This is a genomic window from Rahnella laticis, assembly GCF_015644585.1.
Lineage (GTDB): Bacteria > Pseudomonadota > Gammaproteobacteria > Enterobacterales > Enterobacteriaceae > Rahnella > Rahnella laticis.
Genome location: NZ_JADOBI010000002.1, coordinates 565,974 through 590,442 on the forward strand (window position 1 = coordinate 565,974; position 24,469 = coordinate 590,442).

Here is a 24,469-nt window from a genome sequence, read left to right on the forward strand (position 1 = left end):
TTAAGTCCCAGAGATATTGAGTTTTTTATTTTATAAGTAATGCTTGTTATTCATCACGCTGCTTTATTTTCGTTTCAAAAAGTCAGCGTAATTAAATCCGCCGTCAGAAAGACGGGTAACCGGATCCGGCAGCCTGAGAGAAATAAACTCTCCCGGCATCAATTCTTTATTCAGCGTATTCGCGCTTTTGTTATTCAGATAAAAATAATTACTCTCATCGATATTTCCGCTGACAGAATCGTCATATTTTCCCGGCGCGTTACGCAATGAAATATTGTCTTTGAAGACACCCTGCTTGTCCGCAGTGGTGTACGGCGACGGACGGAACAGGAAGTTGAAGCGTTTGTTGTCCACCGCGCGGTTGCCTTCAACGTAAAGCGCGCCGGGGTTGAAGTTGTCGGTGAAGCCGTCCATACCGTTTTCCACCGCCACGCTGTTAAGCACGCGGTGCGCCACCGGCAGGCCTTCTCCGCCGAGCTTAAATCCGTTGCTGCCATTGTGAACCGACAAGCTGTTTTCGATCGTGACGCTGCCGTTCGGGCCGTCTTCGATTTTGTTGAACAGGTCGAATCCGTCATCCACGTTGTCATGCGAATAGCAGTTCACCAGCCGGTTACCCTCGCCCACGCGCATTTTGACCGCAAAACCATCGGCATTTTTACGCCCCGGATCCTGATTTCCCCAGGATTCAGAATTGCTGATGAGGTTATGGCTGGCCCACAACGCCCGGCCAATGCCGTCCGGCGAGGCGACCCAGATGCCGGTATCGTCGGCGTGATGGGCTTTAACGCGATCGATATGGTTGTGACTTCCGGCAATATGAAAACTTTTCTGCGTGACGGTAATGCCCTGCACATTCCAGAAACTGGCTTCGAGTTTTAAACCGTTAAACACCGCATTTTCGCCCAGCGGACGCAGCGTTTTCAGTTTTGCCTGAGTGCCGCTGGCGGTGGCGGGGATCACGCTGGCCGGATAGTCACCGTCCGCCAGCCACAGTGTGCCGCCGGGTGCTAACAGATTTACCGCACTGGCGAAATCCAGCGGATGCGCCTGCGAACCGTCGTTTTCAGCCGTGCCCTGCGGCGAGACATAAAGCGCATCAGGATTGCTGACCAGCGCCATACGAACCGCAAATTCCTGCGTCAGCGGTTTTCCGCTTTCGGGCGTGAACGTCACTTTCAGCGTGGTGGAAGGCTGCCCGGCGTGGAACGGCACGGCAACCACTTCTCCACCCTGAACGGTTTTCTGCCGTAACAACGGCTTATTACCTTCATCTATCTGCAACTGGCCGTCGCCGTTAGTGCGCAGCTGAAATACGCTGTCGCGGCGCGCGATGACCGGCGAGGACATGATTTCAATGCGCGGTTTCAGTGACGGTGTCACGTAAGCCGCAGAAGGCAGGGAATGCGCTTCGCTGAGTGTCAGCTTCGCGTGACTGATCGTGATTTTGGCATTGCGCGAGGCGAAGAAGCCGACGTAATACCCGGTTTTATCCAGCTGTGTGACCCGGTCTGCGCCTTCAGCGGATTTTACCGTCCACTGGTCGCTGCCCTGCGGCGCATAGGCAACATCAAAACCGCTGTCCGTTCGCGTCAGCCGCAGCGAGAAATGCGCGGGCGTGGTCAGCGGGTGGTATTCCTCGCGCACAATGCCGATCCCGGTATTTCCCCACGGCTGTCTGACGCCCTGCCGTGCAATCAACGCCACGACCGGCGGCTTATCGCCCACGGCCATCACGCTGTTCATCACCATATTTGAGGCTGCCGGTAACTCCTCAATGCCCGGTCTGGTGACCGGCTCGCGCGATGCGCCGAGGATGTCGCGCACCAGTAATCCCGCGCCTTCCTGACCGGCCGGTTTCGCGCCGTTTTCCGGGCCAAACTGATCGAGCGTGATATCGGCTTCCAGCTGAAAATTCGCCTCTGCGGGCAGACGCGTATAGAAATAGGTCAGGCCGTCGTGGCTGTTCCCCACTTTGCCGCCACGGCTTTCCAGCGTAAACGGCGTGGTCAGCGGAATACCCGTTGCGGGAACGGGCTTATCATCTGCCAGACGCACTTCGTTCATGCCGATTTTTTCCGGCAATACGTTGGTGGCGAAATTGACGTCGGTGGACTGACCAAATGTGATGCTGTGCCAGCGCAGATTTTCCGGTTCAGGCAATGCGGCGGCTACGCTGTGTGCACAAATCCCGAAGGAGCGCGCGACCACAGCCAGTTTGTATTCCCACATAGTTTTTCTCATCCTTAAAAAATACGGGGTCGCTGGCCGGTTATCCCGGCCTGTCGGTGAGTTCTGTTTACAGGGTTTTCTGAAATTACGGCTGCTGCGTGGTGCCGGTCAGCGGTTTAGGCACGTCCACGCTGACGGCGGGCGTGTTGAAGATTTTGCGGCATACCGCGCTGTTGCCCCAGCATTCTTCATACGGATGGCCGATCAGCTCTTCCATGACCGCGCGTGCGTCCGGCTTGATATGGCCAATGGCGCCGCCCGCCTTGATACGTGCCACTTCACCGAGCACCACCAGATGCGTTTTACGGTTCAGTTTCATCTGGTTACTGAACAGCATCGCCATCAGCGCAAGGCCGATGACTCCGATGCAGAACACTAGCGCAATCGCCATCACTGCACTTTCCGGCTGGGTATGCGATTTGGACTGGAAGCCGTAGAAGCTCAGAATGGCGCCCATCACAAACACGATCACCGAGCGCATCAGCTTGCCGGAGAAGGTCATCGCCCCAGCGTAGATCCCTTCGCGACGACGGCCGGTAAAGGCTTCATCCACATCAGCCAGGAAGGTGTAAACCGTCCACGGGATGTAGTAAACGCCGCCGGTGCCGATACCGAAAATCACGGTAATGGTCAGCATCGCCACGGTCGCGTACTGTTGCGGCAGGTGCAGGAAATGCAGCAGGCTGTAGCAAAGAACGGAAAACACCACGATGCCCAGCGCCAGAATGTATGGCTTGCTGAAACCGTGTTTCACGCAGATACCGATGAAAATCGCGGTAGAGAACAGTTGCAGAATGGAGTTCAGGCTGCTCAGCCCGGCGACCATGGTCGGGTCATATTGCAGAACGAAAATGATGAAGTAGGTGAAGACCGACGCGAAGAGCCATTCTGCCCCAAACCCGCACAGATACATGCCCAGATGCTTACGGAATACGCGCAGGTGGAACGTCGACTTCATATCGCGTACCAGCGTCAGCATGGTTTTGCCGAGGCTCATTTTGGTTTCGTCAACCGGCGTGGTCTCTTCCACCGGGCGTTCCCAGGATGATAAATACAGCAGGCCGATGGCAACGCACAGGATCACCCCGTACGTCAGCGCCGTGAAGAAGAACGGCTGCGCGGAGTCTTTGCCGTAAATCAGGATGAACTGGCCGGGAATGAAAGCTGCCAGGAAGTTTGCCACTTTACCGAAAATCGCCTTGTAGCCGGTCAGTTTAGAACGGGCCGAGAAGTCGGTAGTCATTTCGGTCGCGAGCGTTTCATACGGCACCATGACCGAGGTATAAATCAGCTCGAACAGCACGTAGGTGGACAGGTAATACCAGAATCCGAAGCCTTCGACCCACAGCAGCGGGTAGAACATCATCAGCGGTACGCCGAGCAAAATGAAGAAACGGCGGCGGCCAAAGCGTTTGCCGAGGCGCGTTTTACCAAAGTTATCCGAGAGGTAACCCATCAGCGGGTTACTGATGGCGTCAATAATGCTGGCAACTGAGAAGATGGCAGAAGCCTGAAGCAGGGTCAGGCCGCAAAACGTGGTGTAGAAATAAAGCAGCCAGATCCCGGCAATCGCCAGCGCCCCGCTGCCCAGTAAATTCCCACCGCCATACGCCAGCTGATGTTTAAATAAAATTGGTTTTTCTGTGTTCATGTGTCGTTCCGCCAGAGAGTTTAGAAATATGAACCGCTGTTTCGTTTTTATAGAGATAGCGTTTTATATAGGCGGAATGAATGAATAGATGTGAATCAGTTCACATTTGAAAGCGCGGCGGGTAATTTGTCAGGCAATTTTGCGATACGTGTAACATTCCCGTCCATCAAAAAATCACAATTCGCGAGAATGTTCATTTTGCATTAGTTTGGAGTTGAATGGTTTGCTGACTATTACTAATCAAAACCATGACTTAACCTGGAGAAAAATCTGAGAATTTCTTTTCATTTTAAGGTGAAAGGTCGTGCATGAAAGGGGTAAAACAGGCCATTCCCTGGCCTTATTGCGGGCTACAGCGGGTCATTCTGATTCATAAATCGCCCGGAATATCAGGCTTTCAGCAGTGTCGCTGTGCTTTCACTGAGTTCATCGAGCAAGGTATAGCGTTTACGGTATTCGGAACGCTTTTTGCTCGGGATCTCTTCCATGGTTTTGCGTGGCAGTTCCAGCGGAACGTCATATAACGCCGATGAATACACCGTCGCACTGATGGAACCCCAGAATTCGTTATAGCTGGCGACAAACACATTTTTCTTACGGTGACGGTAACGCAGGCTGCGGAAAACGTGCCCGGTATCGCTGACGGCCAGAATGCGTTTCACACCGGTCATTTCTGCAATGCGTTGCAGGCTTTCCAGTAACAGACGTTTAGGAAACAGCCCGTAACAGGATTTGGTCGCCTGTTTAATCACTTCATGCGGCGTTGAACGGTGTGCGCCCTGGAAACCGCCGACCACGATCGTCGGCCCTTCCGGGCGTTGTACCACGCTGAACGTCAGCGCTGCCAGCAATGTGTCTTCCATATACAGGAACATGTTGGCTTCACCTTCACGCTCAGATTTACCGATGGAACCGAGCACCACGCGGAATGCCTCGCCGTCTTTGCCGGTAAATTGCGTGACGGTATTGCCCATCGCGCTGAGGAAGGTATTACGTAATGACGCATTTTCCAGACCGCTGACGAATGCGTAATGGTCAACCAGCGCGTCTGCGCGACCAGCAGACGGTAAACCGAGGTACAAATAGGGTTTGTGAATTTTGCTCGGCAGTTTGGTCTGAACGGTAAATGCCTCGCGCCAGACCGGTTCTGCGGCCATCTTGTCGAGAACTTTCAGGGTGTCCAGAGGATGTAATAAGGTGCGAACGAAATATTTGACGCGGAACATCCGGTCGCGCCACAAATTATCAGGCACGCGCGCACCACTCAGCAGATCCATAAACAGGTTGAATCCGCTGGCATTTTTTGTCGTTGTTTCGTTAAGGGATTCGGTTTGATTGAGGGACGAGTGTTCCATGATTTATTTCCGCTGCCTGAAATAATCACGGTATCACCCGATTTTTAAACATTTTAACAACGTGGATTTAAAGAGGACTGAGGGTTCAGGATTAAGTGCATATCGTTTAACTGCGGTTTACTTTACGATTTCTTTACACAGCGCCCCGCTTTTTCTGCACATTCACCGGCTATGTAATCTGGCGCTGTTTATCCGTCAGTTCAGCGAGTCATTGCTGTGGACGTTTCCCCACTCACACATCATGTCTAAAACCGGGATCAGCGACTGGCCTCTTTCAGAAAGGCTGTATTCCACTTTGGGCGGAATTTGCGGATATTCCTTTCTGATGATCAAACCGTCGCTCTCCAGCTCTTTCAGCGTGAGGCTAAGCGTTCTGAATGAAATTTTCCCCAGACGGCGTTTTAGCTCATTGAAACGCACCACAGGCGTAGCCCCGGTCAGTGAGTAAAGGATGATCATTTTATATTTTCCGCTGACCAGCGAAAGCGTATACGCGAACCCTGTTTCTTCCTGAAGCTCGCAGGAAATATCGACCGCTTCTGCATTCATTACACTATCCTTTTGTATAGTACCTATCATAAATGACAGTATTGTACTTTAAATTAAAGCTCCCTATGATGCAAACATCAAACAGGCACTGAATTATTTCATCGAATAAAGGGAGATATTATTTGAAAACGCTCATTGTGGTTATTCATCCAAATCTGAATGAATCTGTTATCAATAAACGATGGATGCAGGAATTAACCCAATACCCAGATTTATATACAGTCCATAATCTTTATCAGGCTTATCCCGACGGGATTATTGATGTCCAAAAAGAACAGCAGTTAATTGAACAGCACGACAGCATTGTTCTGCAATTTCCGCTGTACTGGTTTAACAGCCCGCCGCTGCTGAAACAATGGCTCGATGAAGTCTTCACCTATGGCTGGGCGTACGGCTCCACCAGCGGGTACAAGCTCAGAAACCGGAAGTTTTCTCTGGCCGTGAGCGCCGGTATTAAGGAAGAGGATTTTGCGCCTGAAGGACGTTATCAGCATTCGTTAACAGAAATACTTTTGCCTTTCGAAATGACGGCAAGATATGTAGAGGCAAATTACCTTCCCTTCTATGCTTTTTACGGCGCGGAAGATGGAATTTCGCAAGAAGAACTGGAGAAAAGCGCGAAAGGCTATATTGACTATCTTCAGTCTTTATCGTCAGCTTTATAAATTAAACCCGGAAAATGCCGGGTTTTTATTTTCGGAATATTAAGACACCGCCGCACTATTTATTATCCATAAATTAAAGGTTTTCCATAAGTTAAAAGTTTTCCACAAATTCAAACGCCAGACGCAGCTGTTCTGCATTCGGATTTCCCGGCAACAGATGAATGGATTCACCAGTCTGCAAGGTGCGTTCAATCAGGCGTGAGATCTGCGCTTCGTCATGAATATCCACCTGCAACTGCGCCAGACTGACCGGCAGATCCAGCACGCGGTACAGCGCTTTCAGTTGTTGAACCACTTCCGGCTGATTCAGCAGTGCGCTCTGCACCAGAATGCCGTAAGCCACTTTGGTACCGTGCAGGAAGGCGTCGGTTTGTGGCAGCGCCGTCAGACCGTTATGCACTGAGTGCGCGGCGGCAATGCGGGTATAGCGATCGCCCAGACCGCCGACCAGCCCGCCACCGGCAATGATTGCGTCCAGTACGTTGAGGAAAGATTGCGTCAGCTGATTGTCGTCCTGCGCCTGCAACGCCGCTTCACTTTCGCTGAGCAGAACGTCGCGGGTCGTCAGCGCCGTGTTCAGGCCAAGCTGCACCGTTAAAGGCAGAATTTCCGGCTGCGGGCTGAGCACCACTGCTTCGTACCATTTCGCCAGCGTATCGCCGATACCGGCCAGCAGATATTCCTTCGGCGCACTGAGAATAATGCGCGGTTCGACCAGCACCAGATGGTTGGCGTCGTTGAAAATTTCATAACGCAACGCCTGCCCTTCATCGTTGTACCACACGGAAAGCGGCGTCCAGGCGGCGCAGGTGGCGGCGATAGTGGGAATGGCAACAACCGGTAATCCAAGGCGACGGGCCACGACTTTCGCGGTATCCAGCACTGCGCCGCCGCCGATCCCAATCACGACCTGACGGTCTTCCCCGCCAATTGCCGCGATGCGCCGGACTTCGGTTTCGCTGCAATGGGCGCTGAACAATACGCGCTTCGCCTGCGATGCGCTGAAGGCTTCGGGCAGATAGTCCTGCGCTGCTGCCAGTGCGCGTTCGCCGTAAATCCACAGCGCGTTATCCAGTTGTTCCGGTGTGTAAAACTGCGCCAGACGATCAATCGCGCCGGGGAATGAAAAGTAGTTTGCGGGGCCGGTAACCACGCGGATATCAGTATCGCTCATGGGGAAATCCTTAAATTAGAAGCTGTTAACATCCTACGCCCGGACATCCGGATGGCTAATAATCTTTGGCATTAACTTATGCCTTTTAGTTCGTTGCCAATCACTACCCTGTCATCAAAACTCGGACAATCAATTCATTAACGCATTCTAAAAGCCTCCCCAAAGGCCTGCATGAATTGTCTTCCCGTTCGAATGATGATTAACCACACACAGGGTAATTGAAATGAAACTGTTCACCTCTTCATTGCTGGCATTAAGTTTGTTGTCGGTCTTTCCTGCTTTTGCGGCAGACTCCGCCGCGATACCAAAAGCCATTGCCGATCATAAAGGGCCGGTGCGCATTGCGGTGATCCGCAATCTGGGCTCGGACGATAACACCACGCAATTTGTCTCCGGTGCGATCCAGGAAGGCCGCAAGTTAGGTTTTCAGGTCAGCACGTTTCTGAGTAACGGCGATGACGCCAAATTCCAGGATTTCGTCAATCAGGCCATCAGCCAGAAGTACGACGGCATTATTTTGTCTCAGGGACGCGATCCGTATTCCACCGAATTGCTCAAGCGCATTACCGCCAGCGGCATCGCGGTGTCGGTTTTTGATACCGCCGTCAACGGCGACATTCCCGGCGTAACCGTTACCCAGCAGGACGATGCGTCGTTAACCGAAATGTCCGTGGGCCAGCTGGTGAAGGATTTCAACGGCAAAGCCAATATCGTCAAACTGTGGGTCGCCGGTTTTCCGCCAATGGAACGTCGTCAGGATGCCTATAAAAAGCTGCTGAAAGACCAGCCGGGAATTCACGAACTCGAATCCGTCGGCGCGGTGTCTTCGGACGTTCAGGGCGACACGGCCAACAAAATTGGCGCGATTCTGGCGAAGTACCCGAAAGGCAAAATTGACGCCATCTGGGGGACGTGGGATGCGTTCAGTCAGGGCGCGTACAAAGCCTTGCAGGAAAATGGCCGCACGGAAATCAAACTCTACAGCATCGACATTTCCAATCAGGATATCGGCCTGATGCGAGAGGCAAACAGCCCGTGGAAGCTGAGCGCGGCGGTCGATCCGAAACTGATCGGCGCGATTAACCTGCGTCTGGTTGCCAATAAAATTGCCGGCGAGAAAACGCCTGCTACCTATGATTTCAAAGCTTCTGCCATTCCGCAGGCGTTGCTGATCAGCAATCCGGATGCCGTCAACGTCGCGTCGCTGGCGAAAGTCATTCCGGGCTGGGGTAAATCGGATGATTTCATCGCCCCGTGGTTCGCCACCCTCGAAGCCAAAAATAAGAAATAAGGCCGGAACATGACAACTCAATCTCTTCCGCAACCGGAATTCAGCCGCAACATGCGGCTGATCGGTCACAGCGATCAGGGCGGAAAGCCTGACGGCGTACAGGTCATGGTTCACCGTGGTTATGCCTATATCGGCCATATGGTGTCGCAGGGCTTTTCTATCGTGGATGTCCGCGACACGAAAAATCCGCGCCCTGCCGGTTTCGTTGCGGCACCGCCGGGCACCTGGAATGTGCATTTACAGGCGCACGACGATTTACTGCTGGTGATCAACGCCCGCGATTTGTTTGCCGACGTGCGTTTTGCCGATGAAAAAGTGTATTACACCCGTTCCGTGAGCGAGACGGTCAAAGGCACACAGCAGCGCGGCTGGAGCGCCGGTGTGCGGATTTTTGATATTTCGACGCCCGATCAGCCAAAAGAGATCGGCTTTCTCGGGCTGGAAGGCATTGGCGTTCACCGCATCTGGTATGTCGGCGGGCGCTGGGCTTACGTTTCAGCCCTGATCGACGGTTACAGCGATTACATTTTCCTGACTATCGATCTGGCTGACCCGCGTCAGCCGCAGGTGGCCGGACGCTGGTGGTTGCCGGGGATGCACACCGCGGGCGGTGAAAAGCCGGACTGGCCGGAAGGTAAACGCTACGCGCTGCATCACGCAATCATCAGCGGCGACACGGCGTATGCCAGCTGGCGCGACGGCGGCCTGACGCTGCTGGACATCAAAGACCGGACCGCGCCGCAGCTGATTTCGCACCGTAACTGGAGCCCGCCGTTTGGTGGCGGTACGCACACCGCGCTGCCGTTGCCGGACCGGGATTTGCTGATCGTGCTCGATGAAGCGGTGCTGGATAATCAGGAAGACGGTGAGAAGCTGATCTGGGTATTCGACGTGCGCGAGCCGTCCAGTCCGGTGAGTATTTCGACGTTCCCGCAGCCGGATGAGCGGGATTATGTCAGTAAAGGCGCGCATTTTGGCCCGCATAACCTGCATGAGAACCGGCCAGGCAGCTTTATCAGCTCGACGCTGATTTTCGCCACATACCAGAATGCTGGTGTTCGCGCATACGACATCAGCAATCCGTATCAGCCGAAAGAGACCGGTGCGCTGGTGCCGGCGGCTCCGGCCAAAATGATGGACACCCGTCCCGGCAGGCCGCAGGTGATTCAGTCCTGCGACGTGTTTGTCGATGCGCAGGGCATCATCTACAGCACAGACTACAACGGTGGCCTGTCCATCATCGAGTATCTCGGTTAATGCTGCGCCGCGTCTGAATTCGTCAGTTTAAGACGCGGCGATTTTCTTTTCCGCCATCTTCTTCCCCGGGCTGAGCACCAGCCATACCGCCAGACAAATCAGCACACCACCCGCAAAGAACCCTTCCGACAGCGTTTCATTGAGCAACAGATAGCCCCACAAAATACCAAACGGCGGGATGAGAAACGTCACGGTCATGCTGCGCAGCGGACCGATATCGGCGATCAGGCGGAAATACAAAATATACGCCCAGGCCGTGCAGATAAAACCGACCGCCAGCACGCACAGCCAGACCACCGGCTGCGCCCAGCTTACCGGCGCTTCGGTTGCGGAGGTGTACAAAAAGAACGGCAGCAGGAACAGCGTCGCGCCCAGCTGACTGCCGGTCGCCACCAGTTTCGGATCCAGCCCGCCTCGCTCGGAAATCCAGCGGCGCGTCAGGAATCCGGCCACCGCATAACAGCTGGTCGCTATCAGACAGGCGATAACGCCCGCCAGCAGCGACGACACGGATTGCGCCGCGCCGGTGGCGGTCAGCAGTGTAATGCCCAATAACCCCAGCAGCACGCCGAGCGCCTTTTTGAGCGTCACGCTTTCATGGAAAAACAGCCCGCCCACGACTACACCCATCAGCGGCGTTGTGGCATTGAGAATGGCTGAATACCCGGCGGGCAGCCAGCGTGCGGCCAGGCAATACATCAGAAACGGCAGCCCGGAGTTGATCACGCCGAGCAGCAACGCACTGCGGAATTTCCCCTGATAATTCCGTGGTGTGCGCAGCACCGCCAGAATCACCACCAGCCCGACAAACCCGAACAGCACCCGTAAAAACGCGGTATTGATCGCCCCGAACGCCGGAGATGCCACCCGCATAAACAAAAAGCTCCCGCCCCAGATAGCCGCCAGCAACAACAAACGGCAATAATCGCCACTTTTCATTCACTTCTCCTTTTGGGTATGGGGTGGTGTATTGTTTTATTGCACCCTGATTCCCGTATTTGTTACGGGCGACCTGAATTATGTCAATGAGTGTAGCGAATGTGTTAACGGCGCATCCCTCTTTTTCTTGCTTTCTAATTCTGCGTAAGGCGCTTTGCTTACAGCAAGACCTCTCCCACTCCGCCTGCAAACTCACGGACCAGGCATTCTTTGCCGCACTTCCTGTTTAAAACCGCTCTTTTTGATCCTCTGCAGATCTATAACCCGCGCAAAGGTGTGTGATAGGTTTAATACTTATCATCTATCTTTCGCTGCATCTTGCAGCGCCTTTGTGGTGTCCGGGACAGAATAAATGAGCCAGAGTAAATCGGATGCGTCAGAACATCCGCAGGGAGATTCCGCGGTTAACCCCGGAATTTCCGTTATTGCTTTATTGGTTGCAGCCGCTTTCTTCATGGAGTTTATCGACGGCACGGTGATTGCCACCGCGCTGCCACAAATGGCCCTGTCGTTCGGCGTTTCGGCGGTAGATCTGAATGCAGGGATGAGCGCGTATATGCTGACGCTGGCGGTGCTGATCCCTGCCAGCGGCTGGGCGGCGGAGCGTTTCGGGGCGCGCAATGTGTTCACCTTTGCGCTGGGCGTGTTCACGCTGGCTTCCCTGTTTTGTGCGCTGGCGACCAATGTCAGTGAATTTATCATTCTCCGTATTATTCAGGGGATTGGCGGCGCGCTGATGGTGCCGGTCGGGCGTCTGACGGTGCTGAAAACCACGCCGAAACCGCAGCTGATTAAAGCCATCGCCACCCTCACCTGGCCTGCGCTGGTCGCGCCAATTCTCGGGCCGCCGCTCGGCGGTTTTATCACTCACTATGCTTCCTGGCACTGGATTTTCTACATCAATGTTCCGCTGGGCATTATTGCGATGATGCTCGCGTGGCGGCTTTTCCCGCAGGAAAAACCTGACCAGCCGAAGCACTTCGATAAACCGGGCTTTCTGCTGACCGGCATGGCGATGCTTTCGCTGGTGACGGGGCTGGAGCTGATCAGTCAGGACCACGTTTTATGGATCACCGCCATTGCGCTGCTGTTGGTGGGCGTTGTGCTGTCGGTGCTGGCGTTACGTCATCTGCGACATGACCCCGCGCCGATGGTGCATCTGGGTTCGCTGGCGATCCCGACGTTTCGCATCAGCATGGGCGGCGGCTCGCTGTTTCGTGTGACCATCAGCGCCGTGCCTTTCCTGCTGCCGCTGATGTTGCAGGTGGGTTTCGGGATGGATCCTTTCCATGCCGGGCTGCTGGTTCTGGCGGTTTTTGCCGGGAATCTGGCGATGAAACCGGCAACAACGCCGCTGATCCGCCGGTTTGGATTCCGGCCGGTGCTGGTGGTGAACGGATTACTGAGCGTTTTCTCGCTGCTGTTTTGTGCTTTCCTGACGCCAGGAACTCCCGACTGGCTGGTGATGTTGCTGCTGTTTCTCGGTGGCCTCAGCCGTTCGATGCAGTTTACCGGCATCAGCACGCTGGCGTTTTCCGATGTTCCGGCCAGACAAATGGCCGATGCCAACACGCTGTTCAGCACGGTTTTGCAGCTTTCCGTCGGGCTGGGCATTACTGTCGGCGCGCTTGGTACGCGGCTCGGCGAACAGCTGATCGCCGCGATGCACTGGGATTCAATTCCCGGCCTGAGTTTTAAAGTCGCGTTCGTGGTAATTGCGATCCTGACACTCATTGGCTGGCTGGATATACTGCGGCTGAAACCCGACGCCGGTGTCGCGGTGTCCGGCAAAAAATGAATGATGACGCTATGATTATCCGGGCTATTTAACTTCTTTCGGAGAGACCGATGTTCACAGGATTAAGCGCTTTTCCCCTTACGCCGCTTACGGAAAACGGCATTGACGAGAAATCTTTTGTCCGGCTGATTGACCGGCTGGTCAGTGCTGGCGTGGATTCCATAGGTGCGCTGGGTTCAACGGGCAGCTACGCCTATCTGACCCGCGAAGAACGCGCCCGCGTTGCACGCCTGGCGGTTGAAAATGCGGGTGATGTGCCGGTGATGGTCAGTATCGGTTCTGTACGGACGTCTGATGTGTTACGTCTGGCTGAAGATGCCCAGCAGGCGGGCGTGAAGTCGGTATTACTGGCACCGGTGTCGTACCAGAAACTCACCGAAGATGAAGTGTTTACGCTGTTTGAAACGGTGTCCCGTAACCTGTCGGTGCCAATGTGCGTTTATGATAATCCGGGCACCACGCATTTTGAATTTTCCGATGAACTGTATGTCCGCGTGGCGCAACTGCCGCACGTTGCCAGCATCAAAATCCCTAACCTTTCGCCGGATCCGGCCGCAACCCGCCAGCGTCTGGACGCATTGCGCGCCTTACTGCCTGCACATATCGCACTGGGTGCTGCGGGTGATCTGGCGGCAGCAACCGTGCTGACGCAGGGCGGCGACGTCTGGTATTCCGTGATTGGCGGTTTGTTCCCGGAAATTCCGGTCGCCATTGCCCGCGCGGCGAAAAGTGGCAATGCGGAGAGCGCACAGGCGTTATCGGCGCAGCTTGAGCCGTTATGGGTGTTATTCAGAAAACACGGCAGTGTCCGCGTCGTGGCCGCCGCCGCCGAATTACTGGGCATGGTTTCCGCGCCCTGCCTGCCGTTACCGCTCCAGTCTCTGGGCGGCGATGCGCGTCAGCGTCTGGCGGTCGTTCTCGAACAACTGCGTTTACAGGCCTGATTTTGATGGCGGGCGTTTGTCCCGCCATTATTCCTTTCTTTATACCCACGCCATAAACAGCCACCCTTTTTGTTGCTTATTCCCCCGTTTGATTTCGCTTAAATCCCCTAAAGTGTCCGCATCATGAACCTTTTCTGCCTGTTTTCTTCCGCAGCGCAAAACCAATAAAGGCTTTTCAGGCGTGGCAAAATCATTTTTACGCAGTGGCAGTCTCAACGACATCCTTGCGCTGGGCGAAAACGGGCAACCGGTTTACGCGTCAGCCCTGCAATTACGGGAAACCTTACGTCTGCGTAAACAACCTGCAATTGCCGATTGTCTGGCTATACCGCAACTCAATGAAGCCGGTGACCGGCTTGACTGGTATTCCCCGCGCGAAGGCAAAGTCGTGTCGTGGGCAGCGGCCACCGATGCGGCCCGCGCCTCCGCGCTGCGCCAGCTCGAAAACTGTCTGGATGCCGTAGCGCAAATCAGCAAAACGGCGAAAGCCTCTGAAAAATCCGCGAATCAGTTTTTCGGCTCCCTGCTGGAAAAGGCGTTTCGTTTCCCGGATCAGAACCACGTTTATCTGGTGGGCGGCCAGCCGGTACTGACGTTCTGGGGCTTTGTCAGCCTGGATAACACCCATAACGCCGACCCGTTTGCCGCTTTGCGTAATACGCTGAAAGCCGAAGAACCGCTGCCGACGCTGTCTCTCGCCGCCGAAAAACCGCGCGTACAGGAACCGGTCATCGAACTGCCTCCGGCACCGCGCGTGATCAAAACTATTGAAGCCCGCGCCGCCGAACAGGAAAACGCAACGCCTGAACCGGTCGCCGCGCCGCACCGTAAAAAATCACCGCTGATCTGGGCATTACCGGTCGCGGCACTGGTCTTCGCCGGTTCTGCTGCCGCCTGGTTGTATACGCGAACGCCTGAACCGAAAGCTGAAACCGCGAAAGCCGAAGCGCCAAAACCGGCGGCTGAACCGGTCGCTATCGCACCGCCACCGGTCGCAACGGAAGTGAAAGCACCGGAACCGGAGGTTGCGAAACCGGCTCCGGCCGCACTGCCGGTGGCTCCGGCGGCGTTGGTTGTTCCTGCGCCTGAACCGGTGGCAGAAGCCGAGAAGAACCCGGTCGTTGCTGAGCCAGCGCCTGCACCGGGTCCGGTCAGCAAAAATTCACTGGTGCTGCCAGCGGACGCCGTAAAAATCGGTTCAACCAAATTCCTCAACGGTAACTGGACGGCCATCGTCGATATTAAAGATCCGGTAACCGGCAAGCCGCCGGTGCTGCGTTATCAGATTAAACAGGGTCAGGGAACGGTGAAAATCACCTACGGCGCGGGCGTGACCTGTCACGCTGAAACAGGCGCGGGCCTGATGCAGTCGGGCAAGCTGGTGATCAACAGCCGCTACAGGGCGAAATGCAGCGACGGTTCCCGTTATCAGATGCCGGAAATCAGCTGTACTCAGGGCGCGACGGGCGCTGCGGTGTGTCAGGGGCGTTACAACGGTGACACGGTTTACCCAATTACCATGAAGCGCGAAGGTAAATAACAGCATGCTGGCAACCATTACAGATTTTAAACAGACCATTTTTAAGCAGGCCGTCACCCTGATCCAGGACAGCGGTATTCAGTTTCTCGACTTCGCGCTCAAACCGGTTTGGGATGATGCACTGCCCGCCAAGTTCGTGCGCAAAAGCGCCAACGGCCCGCTGCTGCGTCTGGATTTCAACCCGCAAAATGGACGCCATTTTTTACCCGGCGTGGACGGCGGCGCACCGGAAGTGGTGCGGCCTGAATTCAGTTTCCCGCTGGAACAGTCGCTCAAATTGCTCGATCAGGTCTGGCTGCCGTTGCCGTTCCTGCGTTTTAATCCTCCGCGCACTTTTATGGCGGGCCCGGATAACTGGGCGCGTGTGCAAATCCGCGCGCTCGATACGCCGGAAGCCGATGGCAGTACGCACCGCGTGGTGGTGGCGTTTGATACCCGCGTGACCGAAGGCGATGAAGAACAGGCGCTGCTGGCTCCGACGCCGGACGACGTGAAAAATGGCATTAACTTTGCGCTGGCGTGGCACAACGAAGAGTTGCCTGAGTTTCTCGACCAGACCTGGGTAGACGGCTGGCTGCGTGAAGTCTTTACCGAGCAGGCGGCACTGCGCGAAGACCGTGAGGCGCGCAATATCAAAGTGGCGCTGCGTGAATTTGAGTATCAGGCTCACTATCTGAACCTGCTGGAAATGCTCGGCAGCCAGCTGAGTATTCCGGAGCTGAAGATCAACGGCGCGACGCTTCAGGAGCCGGCGATCAACGTGGATCTTATCCTCGACGTCGGTAACTCGCACACCTGCGGCATTCTGGTAGAAGACCATGTTGGCGAAACCGACGGCCTGAAACAGACCAGCGAACTGCAACTGCGTGACCTCTCACAGCCGCATTTTCTCTATAACGAGCTGTTTGAGAGCCGTGTGGAATTTGCTCAGGCGCGCTTTGGTAAACCGAACTTTTCCGTTGAAAGCGGCCGTGACGATGCCTTTATCTGGCCGTCAATTCTGCGTGCCGGGCGTGAAGCCAGCCGTCTGGCGCTGCTGCGCGAAGGCACGGAAGGATCGACCGGAATTTCCAGCCCGCGGCGTTATTTGTGGGATGAAGACAGTTACACGCCGGGCTGGCGTTTCAGCCAGGGCGGCCACGGTGCGGTGCAGGAGCCGGTGGCGGCGGCGATGCCGCTGACGTTCCTCATCAATGACGAAGGTCAGCCGCTGTCTGACCTGCCGCCGGAAGATCGTCTGCCGGTGTTTTCTGCTCATTACAGCCGCAGCTCAGTGATGACGCTGATGCTGTCCGAACTGCTGGCGCAGGCGATGATGCAAATCAACAGTCCGGCGCAGCGCATCCGCATGCTGCGCTCGTCCGCGCCCCGCCAGATCCGCAATATTATTCTGACGCTGCCGTCGGCGATGCCGAAACCTGAGCGCGAAATTTTCCGCCGCAGAATGCAGGAAGCGATTGGTCTTGTCTGGAAATCTATGGGCTGGCATCCGTCGGATGACGGTTTTAAAAACCAGACTGATAAAGCCAAAAGCCGCATGCCGGTGCCCGATGTGCAGATGGAGTGGGACGAAGCGACCTGCGGCCAGATGGTGTATCTGTACAACGAAACGCAGGTGAACTTCGGCGGTCATACCGGCGAATTCTTTGCCAGCATGGCGCGTCCGGATCGGGAACTGGCCGACGATGAACCGGTGGGTAAAACCCTGCGCATCGCGTCGATTGATATTGGCGGCGGCACCACCGATCTGGCGATTACCCAATACTGGCTCGACGACGGTATGGGAAATAACGTCAAAATCACCCCGCGCCTGCTGTTCCGCGAAGGGTTTAAAGTGGCGGGCGACGATATTCTGCTCGATGTGATCCAGCTTTATATTTTACCTGCGCTGCACGCCGCGCTGAAGAACGCCGGGCTGGCGAATCCGGACAGCCTGATGACGCGCCTGTTTGGCAGTGAAGGCCGTATGGACGGGCACGCGACGCTGCGTCAGCAAAGTACGCTGCAAATTTTCATCCCGCTGGCTCACGCCGTGCTGGAAGTTTACGAACGTTTTGATCCGCTGGACACACACGCGGAAATCGATGCGCCGTTTGGCGAACTGCTGGGGCAACATCCGACGCAAAAAGTGCTGGATTATCTGCACAGCGAAATTCAGCGCGTGCTGCCTGCCGGTTCCGCCGTTTTCGATATTTTGCAGGCTCCGCTGGTGCTCAAACTCAGCAAACTGCACAACGAATTTTTATCTAACCGCATGAGCATCACGCAGAATCTGCGTTCGCTCTGTGAAGTGGTGTCGCTGCACGATTGCGACGTGCTGTTGCTGACCGGCCGCCCTTCGCGTTTCCCCGGTATTCAGGCGCTGTTCCGCCATCTCCAGCCGTTACCGATTAACCGCATGCTTTCGCTGGACGGTTATCACACCAGCGGCTGGTATCCGTTTAACAAACAGGGGCGCATCGATAACCCGAAATCGACGGCGGCGGTAGGCGCGATGCTGTGCCTGCTGGCGCTGGATTTACGGCTGCCAGGCTTCTATTTCAAGGCCGGTGATTTCCAGCCGTATTCCACGGTGCGTTATCTCGGCATGCTCGACGGTAATCAGGTTCTGACCGACGACAATGTTTGCTACAGCGATATCGATCTGGATGCGCATGATTACAAGCTCGACAGCGCCGCCAGTTTCCGTATCCGTGGCGCGATTTGTCTCGGTTTCCGTCAGCTGGAAAATGACCGCTGGCCTGCGTCCCCGCTGTATACCTTGTCGATTGCGGAGCCGGAGCTGGCGCGTAAAGTGGCTGGCGACAGCGTGCTGCGCGTAAAACTGGCCGTTAAAAAAGGCGAAGATCACCCGACACCGGAATTTTTCGACATCGCCAGCGCGGTGCTGGATAACGGCACCAAAGTGCCGTCTCATCATCTGCGGCTCAGGCTGAACACACTGGGTGAAAGCCATTACTGGATCGACAGTGGGAGCGTATTCGTCTCATGACAACAAGTATGACAGTTTCAACACCGGCACCGGCGCTGACCACCAACGAATTACAGCGTCAGTTCGCGGCCGCTGCCGCGACAATGGGCGACGCGCTGGAGTGGGTGGACGCCACCCGTGAACAGGCACCGCGTCTGGATCTGGAAGCCGACCGTTTGCGTCTGCAACTCAAACGTTGCCGCGATAAAGCACAGCGTCTGGCGCTGGCGTGCGAACTGCCCCCGGCGCTGGGTTTCTACGGGCATTCTCAGGCCGGGAAATCCTATCTGATTTGCTCTCTGGCGGCCGGGAACTATGGCCGTCTTGAAACCCGCCTCGGCGGCGTGACCCTTGATTATCTGACGCAGATTAATCCCGGCAACCGCGCCGCCCGTCTGGCGACCCGCTTTACGCGTCAGGTGGATGTGAGAGACCGCGCTTTTCCGGTGCGCATGTTGCTGCTCAGCGAAGCCGATCTGGCACGCATCGTTGCCCGCGCGTTTGAGCCGGATGCCAGCTATCACGTTCCCGATACGCAGCAGATCACCGAGCATCTCAATAAGCTGATGATGCACCGCCAGCCGGAGCCGGTTGAAGGCTTTACCAGCGAGCAGATGATGGGGTTATGGGATTCGATGATCCGTCTCGACGCCCGCCGTTTCCGCCATCTCAACGCGCATTACTGGCCGGTGGCCGTGAAGCTTGCGCCATATCTGAACGTTGACGATCGCGCCCGCCTGTTCTCTTTGCTGTGGGGCAATACGCCTGCATTAACCGCAGCTTACCGTCATTACGCCCATACGCTGCAACATCTTGGTAATGCGCAAAGTCTGCTGGCGCCGCTGAGCATTCTGGTGGATGACGCGATGCAGCCTGCGGACGGGATCTTCAGCCCGTCGCCGACCTGGGATATTCAGGTGCCGGTCTGCCCGCAGTTTGGTGAAGAAACCGGTTCACAGGTGACGTTGTCACTGGCTGAACTGACGCTGCTGGCGTCCGAAGTGCAAATTCCGCTGCTTTCGCCGCCTCGCGAAGTGCTGTTCGAACAGACTGACCTGCTGGATTTACCGGCGCAGAGCGCTCTGGCAGAAGACGGCACGGACGACGAAAAAGACGCCCTGTTCCGCGCCAAAATGGCCTATCTGCCCGAGCGTTATACCGACCGCCACGAAATGAATATGCTGATGGTGTGTACCGCCGCGGATAAACGTGATGACGTGGTTGCCGTTGGTCGCACGCTGGAATACTGGGTCAAAGAAATGCAGGGCGAAAACACGCAGGTTCGCGGCCGCCGCAAGCCGGGGCTGGTCTGGGTGCTGACGCCGTTTGACCGCCGCATGACTGAATCGGTGCATTTCGATGAGGCCGTGCAGCGTCACGTCGGTAATCCGGGCGATGCCTGGGGCGCATTGCTGGCGATGGACGAACGCGGCCTGCAACGTATGGCCGATTATCTGGTCGCGGAAATTCGCCCGGAAATCCGGCTGAACCGTCTCGAAGAACTGCGTGACGAACTTTACCGCGAGCTGGCGGATAACCTGCTGGGCCGCTGGTTCCAGAAAGGCGAAGTGGCTGACCCGGCGAAAAAGCAGCATACCGTTCAGACCGTGATTAAAGCCTTGCAGACGCGTACCGGCGTCCACGGCGAATTGCTGGAAAAACTGCTGCCCGGCCGCGATGAGCTGCACCGGATTTATCACGAGATTTCAGGGCAGGACGCCGGAACCGACCCGCAGGATCAGACTGCTGCCGAAAGCTTTGGTATCGGCATCGACATTGATTTGTTTGCCGAGCAACAGGATGTGCAGCCGTGGCAGGAAAAACAGGATGACGGCGCGGCGTTTGCGCGTCAGGTGCAGCGTTACTGGATAAACCATCTGCGCGGTTTGCCGGAAAACGAACCGCTGATCGCCCTTCTTGGCGTGGCAAAACCGACAGTGGAACTGCTGATGGAAGAGCTGATCACCGCCAGTTTCCGGCTGAATATGGGCGAGGCGCTGGTGAGATCACTGGGCGGAACCTTGCCCGCCGGTGCGCGTGAACATGAACATCACGCCGACCGGCAGGTTTCCCGCGCGCTGACCGTGCTCGGTGATTTTGTCGCGTGGCTTGGTTATGAAAAACTCAGCGAAGCCGAACGCCCGGAAAGCCGCATCAATAAGGGCAATAAGATTTTCGCCAAGCCGCAGAAAAACGTCGCCAGCTGGAAATCCTCCCGCAGGCTGACCAGACTCTCCGCGACGCCGACCAATTCGACCGCGTTTTACATTTACGACTGGCTGGTCGGATTGCAGGAAAGCATCATGCGTAACGCCGGTTACGCCGCGGGCGGTGAAATTCCTGCGCAACAGCGCGAACACTTAGAACGTCTGCTCGGAAAATTAGCCGTTCCGGCCTGAAAATAACCCGTCACAGGGGCAAAACGCCTCTGTGACGCGGGTTTGCAGTGAGATCTAAATCACAAAATTCAGTGGGTTAGCGCGACATCAAAACCGCTTACCGCCTCCAGTAACCGCTTATCTCCCCATACAACCGCTTAACCACTCTTTCCCCCGTTTTGCGGTGAAATTCGCCATCCTGTGTCTGGCAAAAAAATAGTGCCCTTCTCTTATAAAAAGCTCCTCTCATAATCGGTGAGGGGCATTCGTTGGCTATTCTGACAACCAGGTTTCATATGAATACAAAATCAATATTCAAGCATATACCCTGGATGATTCTGGGAATCATCGGTGCTTGCTGTCTGGCAGTGGTTGCCTTACGGCGAGGTGAACATATCAGTGCGCTGTGGATTGTGGTGGCATCGGTTTCGGTCTATCTGGTGGCCTACCGGTATTACAGCCTCTACATCGCGCAAAAAGTGATGAAGCTCGACCCGACGCGTTCAACGCCCGCCGTGCTCAATAACGACGGGCTGAACTACGTGCCGACGCACCGCAACGTGCTGTTCGGTCACCACTTTGCGGCCATTGCGGGCGCAGGCCCGCTGGTCGGGCCGGTGCTGGCGGCGCAAATGGGCTATCTGCCCGGCGTGCTGTGGCTGCTGGCGGGTGTGGTGCTGGCCGGTGCGGTACAGGATTTCATGGTGCTGTTTATCTCCTCGCGCCGTAACGGGGCGTCGCTCGGTGAAATGATCAAAGAGGAAATGGGGCCGGTGCCGGGCACCATCGCCCTGTTCGGCTGTTTCCTGATCATGATTATCATTCTGGCGGTGCTGGCGCTGATTGTGGTGAAAGCGCTGGCAGAAAGCCCGTGGGGCGTGTTTACGGTCTGTTCAACGGTGCCTATCGCGCTGTTTATGGGCATTTACATGCGCTTTATCCGGCCAGGTCGTGTGGGTGAAATCTCAGTGATTGGCGTGATTTTGCTGATTGCCTCCATCTGGTTTGGCGGCGTGATTGCCCATGACCCGTACTGGGGCCCGGCGCTGACGTTTAAAGACACCACTATCACCTTTACCCTGATTGGCTATGCGTTTATTTCCGCGCTGCTGCCGGTCTGGCTGATTCTGGCACCGCGCGATTATCTGGCGACGTTCCTGAAAATTGGCGTGATTGTCGGGCTGGCGATCGGGATTGTGATCCTGAATCCGGAACTGAAAATGCCTGCGATTACGCAGTACATTGACGGCACCGGTCCGCTGTGGAAAGGCGCACTGTTCCCGTTCCTGTTTATCACCATTGCCTGTGGCGCGGTATCCGGTTTCCATGCGCTGATCGCTTCCGGCACCACACCTAAACTGCTGGCCTGTGAGACTGACGCGCGCTTTATCGGTTATGGCGCAATGCTGATGGAATCCTTCGTGGCCGTGATGGCGCTGGTTGCGGCCTCCATCATCGAACCGGGTTTGTATTTTGCGATGAACACCCCGCCAGCCGGTCTGGGCATTGTGATGCCAAACCTGCATGAGCTGGGCGGCGATAATGCGCCGATGATCCTCGCACAACTGAAAGACGTGACGGCGCACGCGGCGGCTACGGTGAGCTCATGGGGCTTTGTGATCACCCCGGAACAAATTCTGCAAACCGCGAAAGACATCGGCGAACCTTCCGTGCTGAACCGCGCGGGTGGCGCACCGACGCTGGCGGTGGGTATCGCGCACGTCTTCAACAAGATTGTGCCGTTTGCCGATATGGGCTTCTGGTATCACTTCGGGATCCTGTTCGAAGCGCTGTTTATCCTGACCGCGCTGGACGCCGGGACGCGTTCCGGACGCTTCATGTTGCAGGATTTGCTCGGCAACTTTATTCCGTTCCTGAAGAAAACTGATTCACTGGTGGCCGGGATTGTGGGTACTGCCGGTTGCGTGGGCCTGTGGGGGTATCTGTTGTATCAGGGCGTGGTCGATCCGCTGGGCGGCGTAAAAAGCCTGTGGCCGCTGTTCGGGATCTCCAACCAGATGCTGGCCGCCGTCGCGCTGGTGCTGGCGACCGTCGTGCTGATCAAAATGAAACGCACAAAATACATCTGGGTCACCGTGTTGCCTGCGGTCTGGCTGCTGATCTGTACCACCTGGGCGCTGGGCCTGAAACTGTTCAGCACCAATCCGCAGATGGAAGGCTTCTTCTTCATGGCCAGCCAGTATAAAGCCCGCATCGCCGCTGGCGGCGCGGACCTGACGGAACAGCAAATCAGCAACATGAACCATATTGTGATCAACAACTACACCAACGCCGGGCTTAGTATTCTGTTCCTGATTGTGGTGTACAGTATAATTTTCTACGGCTTCAAGGCGTGGTTGCAGGCGCGTAAAACCGACCAGCGTACCGATAAAGAAACGCCGTATGTGCCGGTGCCGGAGGAAGGTATCAAACTCTCCAGCCACTGATAATGTTGTGTTACGGCCCCGCACCCGCGGGGCTTTCCCGCATATAGCATGGCGGCCAATACCCTCAAAGGAGCGGCTTGTGTTCGATAATTTAGGCGCGGCGAAGAAGTACCTCGGTCAGGCGGCGCGCATGCTGGTGGGGATCCCCGATTACGATACCTACGTGCTGCACATGCAGACTAATCATCCGGACAAACCGATGATGACTTACAAAGAATTTTTCCGCGAACGCCAGCAGGCCCGCTACGGCGGCGACGGCAAAGGCGGGATGCGCTGTTGTTAACAGGAATGACGTTATGACACCCATTGCGGTCACGGTTTTAACCGGTTTTCTCGGCGCAGGCAAAACCACCCTGCTGCGCCAGATGCTGCATCAGCAGCACGATTACAAAATTGCGGTCATTGAAAATGAGTTTGGCGAAGTGGCGATCGACAGCCAGCTGATTGGCGATCGCGCGACGCGGATCACCACGCTGACCAACGGATGCATCTGTTGCAGCCGTTCGAACGAACTGGAAGACGCGTTGCTGGATTTGCTCGACGGTCTGGATAAAGGCGACGTGCAGTTTGACCGGCTGGTGATTGAATGCACCGGCATGGCGGATCCGGGGCCGATTTTGCAGGCGTTTTTCGCCCATGAAATTATCTGTGAACGCTATCTGCTCGACGGCGTGATCACGCTGGTGGACGCGGTTCACGCGCAGCAACAGCTGGATCAGTTCCCGCTGGCGCAGTCACAGATTGGTTATGCTGACCGGATTTTACTGACGAAAACCGATGTGGCCGGTGACAGCGGTGAGCTGATGGCGCGTTTACAGCGGATTAATGCCCGTGCGCCGGTGTACCCGGTGGTGAACGGCGATATCGATCTGGCGCTGTTGTTCGACACGCGTGGTTTTATGCTGGAAGAAAACGTGGTGGTTTCAAAGCCGGTTTTCCGCCGCGTTGTGGCACAGCAGGAAAATACGATTTCCTCCATCGTGGTGGAGCTGGATTATCCGGTGGCGTTGCAGGCGGTCTCCGGCGTGATGGAAGGTTTGCTTTCCGGTTTTGCGGACAGCCTTCTGCGCTACAAAGGTATGTTGTGGATTGAAGATCAGCCGTGCCGCCTGCTGTTTCAGGGCGTTCAGCGGCTGTACAGCGCCGACTGGGATCGCCCGTGGGAACCGCAAGAAACGCCGGTCAGCCAGCTGGTGTTTATCGGCGTGGCGTTACCGGAAACCGAAATTCGTGAGGCATTTGACGGGCTGAAACCCGCCTGAACCGCCTTGCCGCCAG

The 24,469-nt window shown here is 55.8% G+C and carries 17 protein-coding genes; 11 read left to right on the top strand and 6 right to left on the bottom strand.

The window, feature by feature from the left end:
• Positions 1-63 precede the first annotated feature (63 nt).
• The 4 genes from IV433_RS05790 to IV433_RS05805 form a co-directional block, all read right to left on the bottom strand.
• Entirely contained in the window at positions 64-2,232 is a 2,169-nt protein-coding gene (locus IV433_RS05790; protein WP_195813406.1) for a right-handed parallel beta-helix repeat-containing protein, read from the bottom strand.
• A gap of 85 nt (positions 2,233-2,317) precedes the next feature.
• Entirely contained in the window at positions 2,318-3,883 is a 1,566-nt protein-coding gene (locus IV433_RS05795) for an MFS transporter (protein WP_195813407.1), read from the bottom strand.
• A gap of 389 nt (positions 3,884-4,272) precedes the next feature.
• Positions 4,273-5,238 carry a VirK/YbjX family protein gene (locus IV433_RS05800; RefSeq protein ID WP_195813408.1) on the bottom strand — a complete coding sequence of 322 codons (966 nt, stop codon included), beginning with the start codon at positions 5,236-5,238 and terminating at the stop codon, positions 4,273-4,275.
• A 195-nt stretch (positions 5,239-5,433) separates the two neighbouring features.
• Entirely contained in the window at positions 5,434-5,787 is a 354-nt protein-coding gene (locus IV433_RS05805; protein WP_195813409.1) for a winged helix-turn-helix transcriptional regulator, read from the bottom strand.
• A 122-nt stretch (positions 5,788-5,909) separates the two neighbouring features.
• On the opposite strand from IV433_RS05805, the gene IV433_RS05810 reads away from it, so the two are divergent.
• Complete coding sequence (locus tag IV433_RS05810) at positions 5,910-6,452, top strand: NAD(P)H-dependent oxidoreductase (RefSeq protein ID WP_195813410.1); 543 nt, start codon at positions 5,910-5,912, stop codon at positions 6,450-6,452.
• Between the two features lie 91 nt (positions 6,453-6,543).
• Here IV433_RS05810 and IV433_RS05815 read toward each other — a convergent pair whose 3' ends face one another.
• The gene (locus tag IV433_RS05815) at positions 6,544-7,626 is read right to left on the bottom strand and encodes an oxidoreductase (RefSeq protein WP_195813411.1); all 1,083 of its coding nucleotides are present in this window, start codon (positions 7,624-7,626) and stop codon (positions 6,544-6,546) included.
• A gap of 223 nt (positions 7,627-7,849) precedes the next feature.
• Here IV433_RS05815 and IV433_RS05820 point away from each other — a divergent pair, with 223 nt between their 5' ends.
• Complete coding sequence (locus tag IV433_RS05820; RefSeq protein ID WP_195813412.1) at positions 7,850-8,917, top strand: sugar ABC transporter substrate-binding protein; 1,068 nt, start codon at positions 7,850-7,852, stop codon at positions 8,915-8,917.
• A 9-nt stretch (positions 8,918-8,926) separates the two neighbouring features.
• Positions 8,927-10,174 carry an LVIVD repeat-containing protein gene (locus IV433_RS05825; RefSeq protein ID WP_195813413.1) on the top strand — a complete coding sequence of 416 codons (1,248 nt, stop codon included), beginning with the start codon at positions 8,927-8,929 and terminating at the stop codon, positions 10,172-10,174.
• A gap of 27 nt (positions 10,175-10,201) precedes the next feature.
• On the opposite strand, the gene IV433_RS05830 is transcribed toward IV433_RS05825, so the two are convergent.
• Entirely contained in the window at positions 10,202-11,113 is a 912-nt protein-coding gene (locus tag IV433_RS05830; RefSeq protein ID WP_195813414.1) for a DMT family transporter, read from the bottom strand.
• Positions 11,114-11,465: 352 nt separating this feature from the next.
• Between IV433_RS05830 and IV433_RS05835 the strand changes: the two genes are divergently transcribed.
• The 8 genes from IV433_RS05835 to yjiA all read left to right on the top strand — a co-directional run bounded on the left by IV433_RS05835 (position 11,466) and on the right by yjiA (position 24,453).
• Positions 11,466-12,911 (top strand): DHA2 family efflux MFS transporter permease subunit, encoded by a 1,446-nt coding sequence (locus tag IV433_RS05835; RefSeq protein WP_195813415.1) that lies wholly within the window; start codon positions 11,466-11,468, stop codon positions 12,909-12,911.
• Positions 12,912-12,961: 50 nt separating this feature from the next.
• A complete protein-coding gene (locus tag IV433_RS05840) occupies positions 12,962-13,855 on the top strand; it encodes a dihydrodipicolinate synthase family protein (RefSeq protein ID WP_195813416.1) in 894 nt (297 codons plus the stop codon).
• Positions 13,856-14,036: 181 nt separating this feature from the next.
• On the top strand, positions 14,037-15,395 hold the full coding sequence (locus IV433_RS05845) for an SrfA family protein (protein ID WP_195813417.1): 1,359 nt from the start codon (positions 14,037-14,039) through the stop codon (positions 15,393-15,395).
• Between the two features lie 4 nt (positions 15,396-15,399).
• The gene (locus IV433_RS05850) at positions 15,400-18,387 is read left to right on the top strand and encodes a virulence factor SrfB (RefSeq protein WP_195813418.1); all 2,988 of its coding nucleotides are present in this window, start codon (positions 15,400-15,402) and stop codon (positions 18,385-18,387) included.
• Positions 18,384-20,765 carry a virulence factor SrfC family protein gene (locus tag IV433_RS05855; RefSeq protein ID WP_195813419.1) on the top strand — a complete coding sequence of 794 codons (2,382 nt, stop codon included), beginning with the start codon at positions 18,384-18,386 and terminating at the stop codon, positions 20,763-20,765. Before IV433_RS05850 ends, IV433_RS05855 begins: the two co-directional genes overlap by 4 nt.
• Positions 20,766-21,040: 275 nt before the next feature.
• A complete protein-coding gene (locus IV433_RS05860) occupies positions 21,041-23,191 on the top strand; it encodes a carbon starvation CstA family protein (protein ID WP_195813420.1) in 2,151 nt (716 codons plus the stop codon).
• Between the two features lie 79 nt (positions 23,192-23,270).
• Entirely contained in the window at positions 23,271-23,474 is a 204-nt protein-coding gene (locus tag IV433_RS05865; RefSeq protein WP_104924916.1) for a YbdD/YjiX family protein, read from the top strand.
• 13 nt (positions 23,475-23,487) lie between these two features.
• Complete coding sequence (gene yjiA, locus IV433_RS05870) at positions 23,488-24,453, top strand: GTPase (protein ID WP_195813421.1); 966 nt, start codon at positions 23,488-23,490, stop codon at positions 24,451-24,453.
• Positions 24,454-24,469: the final 16 nt, after the last annotated feature.

Bases quoted from the DNA above. Each gene is read 5' to 3' on its own strand.
- IV433_RS05790 (WP_195813406.1), bottom strand. From the start codon at position 2,232: ATGTGGGAATACAAACTGGCTGTGGTCGCGCGCTCCTTCGGGATTTGT.
- IV433_RS05795 (WP_195813407.1), bottom strand. From the start codon at position 3,883: ATGAACACAGAAAAACCAATTTTATTTAAACATCAGCTGGCGTATGGC.
- IV433_RS05800 (WP_195813408.1), bottom strand. From the start codon at position 5,238: ATGGAACACTCGTCCCTCAATCAAACCGAATCCCTTAACGAAACAACG.
- IV433_RS05805 (WP_195813409.1), bottom strand. From the start codon at position 5,787: ATGAATGCAGAAGCGGTCGATATTTCCTGCGAGCTTCAGGAAGAAACA.
- IV433_RS05815 (WP_195813411.1), bottom strand. From the start codon at position 7,626: ATGAGCGATACTGATATCCGCGTGGTTACCGGCCCCGCAAACTACTTT.
- IV433_RS05820 (WP_195813412.1), top strand. From the start codon at position 7,850: ATGAAACTGTTCACCTCTTCATTGCTGGCATTAAGTTTGTTGTCGGTC.
- IV433_RS05825 (WP_195813413.1), top strand. From the start codon at position 8,927: ATGACAACTCAATCTCTTCCGCAACCGGAATTCAGCCGCAACATGCGG.
- IV433_RS05830 (WP_195813414.1), bottom strand. From the start codon at position 11,113: ATGAAAAGTGGCGATTATTGCCGTTTGTTGTTGCTGGCGGCTATCTGG.
- IV433_RS05835 (WP_195813415.1), top strand. From the start codon at position 11,466: ATGAGCCAGAGTAAATCGGATGCGTCAGAACATCCGCAGGGAGATTCC.
- IV433_RS05840 (WP_195813416.1), top strand. From the start codon at position 12,962: ATGTTCACAGGATTAAGCGCTTTTCCCCTTACGCCGCTTACGGAAAAC.
- IV433_RS05850 (WP_195813418.1), top strand. From the start codon at position 15,400: ATGCTGGCAACCATTACAGATTTTAAACAGACCATTTTTAAGCAGGCC.
- IV433_RS05855 (WP_195813419.1), top strand. From the start codon at position 18,384: ATGACAACAAGTATGACAGTTTCAACACCGGCACCGGCGCTGACCACC.
- IV433_RS05860 (WP_195813420.1), top strand. From the start codon at position 21,041: ATGAATACAAAATCAATATTCAAGCATATACCCTGGATGATTCTGGGA.
- yjiA (WP_195813421.1), top strand. From the start codon at position 23,488: ATGACACCCATTGCGGTCACGGTTTTAACCGGTTTTCTCGGCGCAGGC.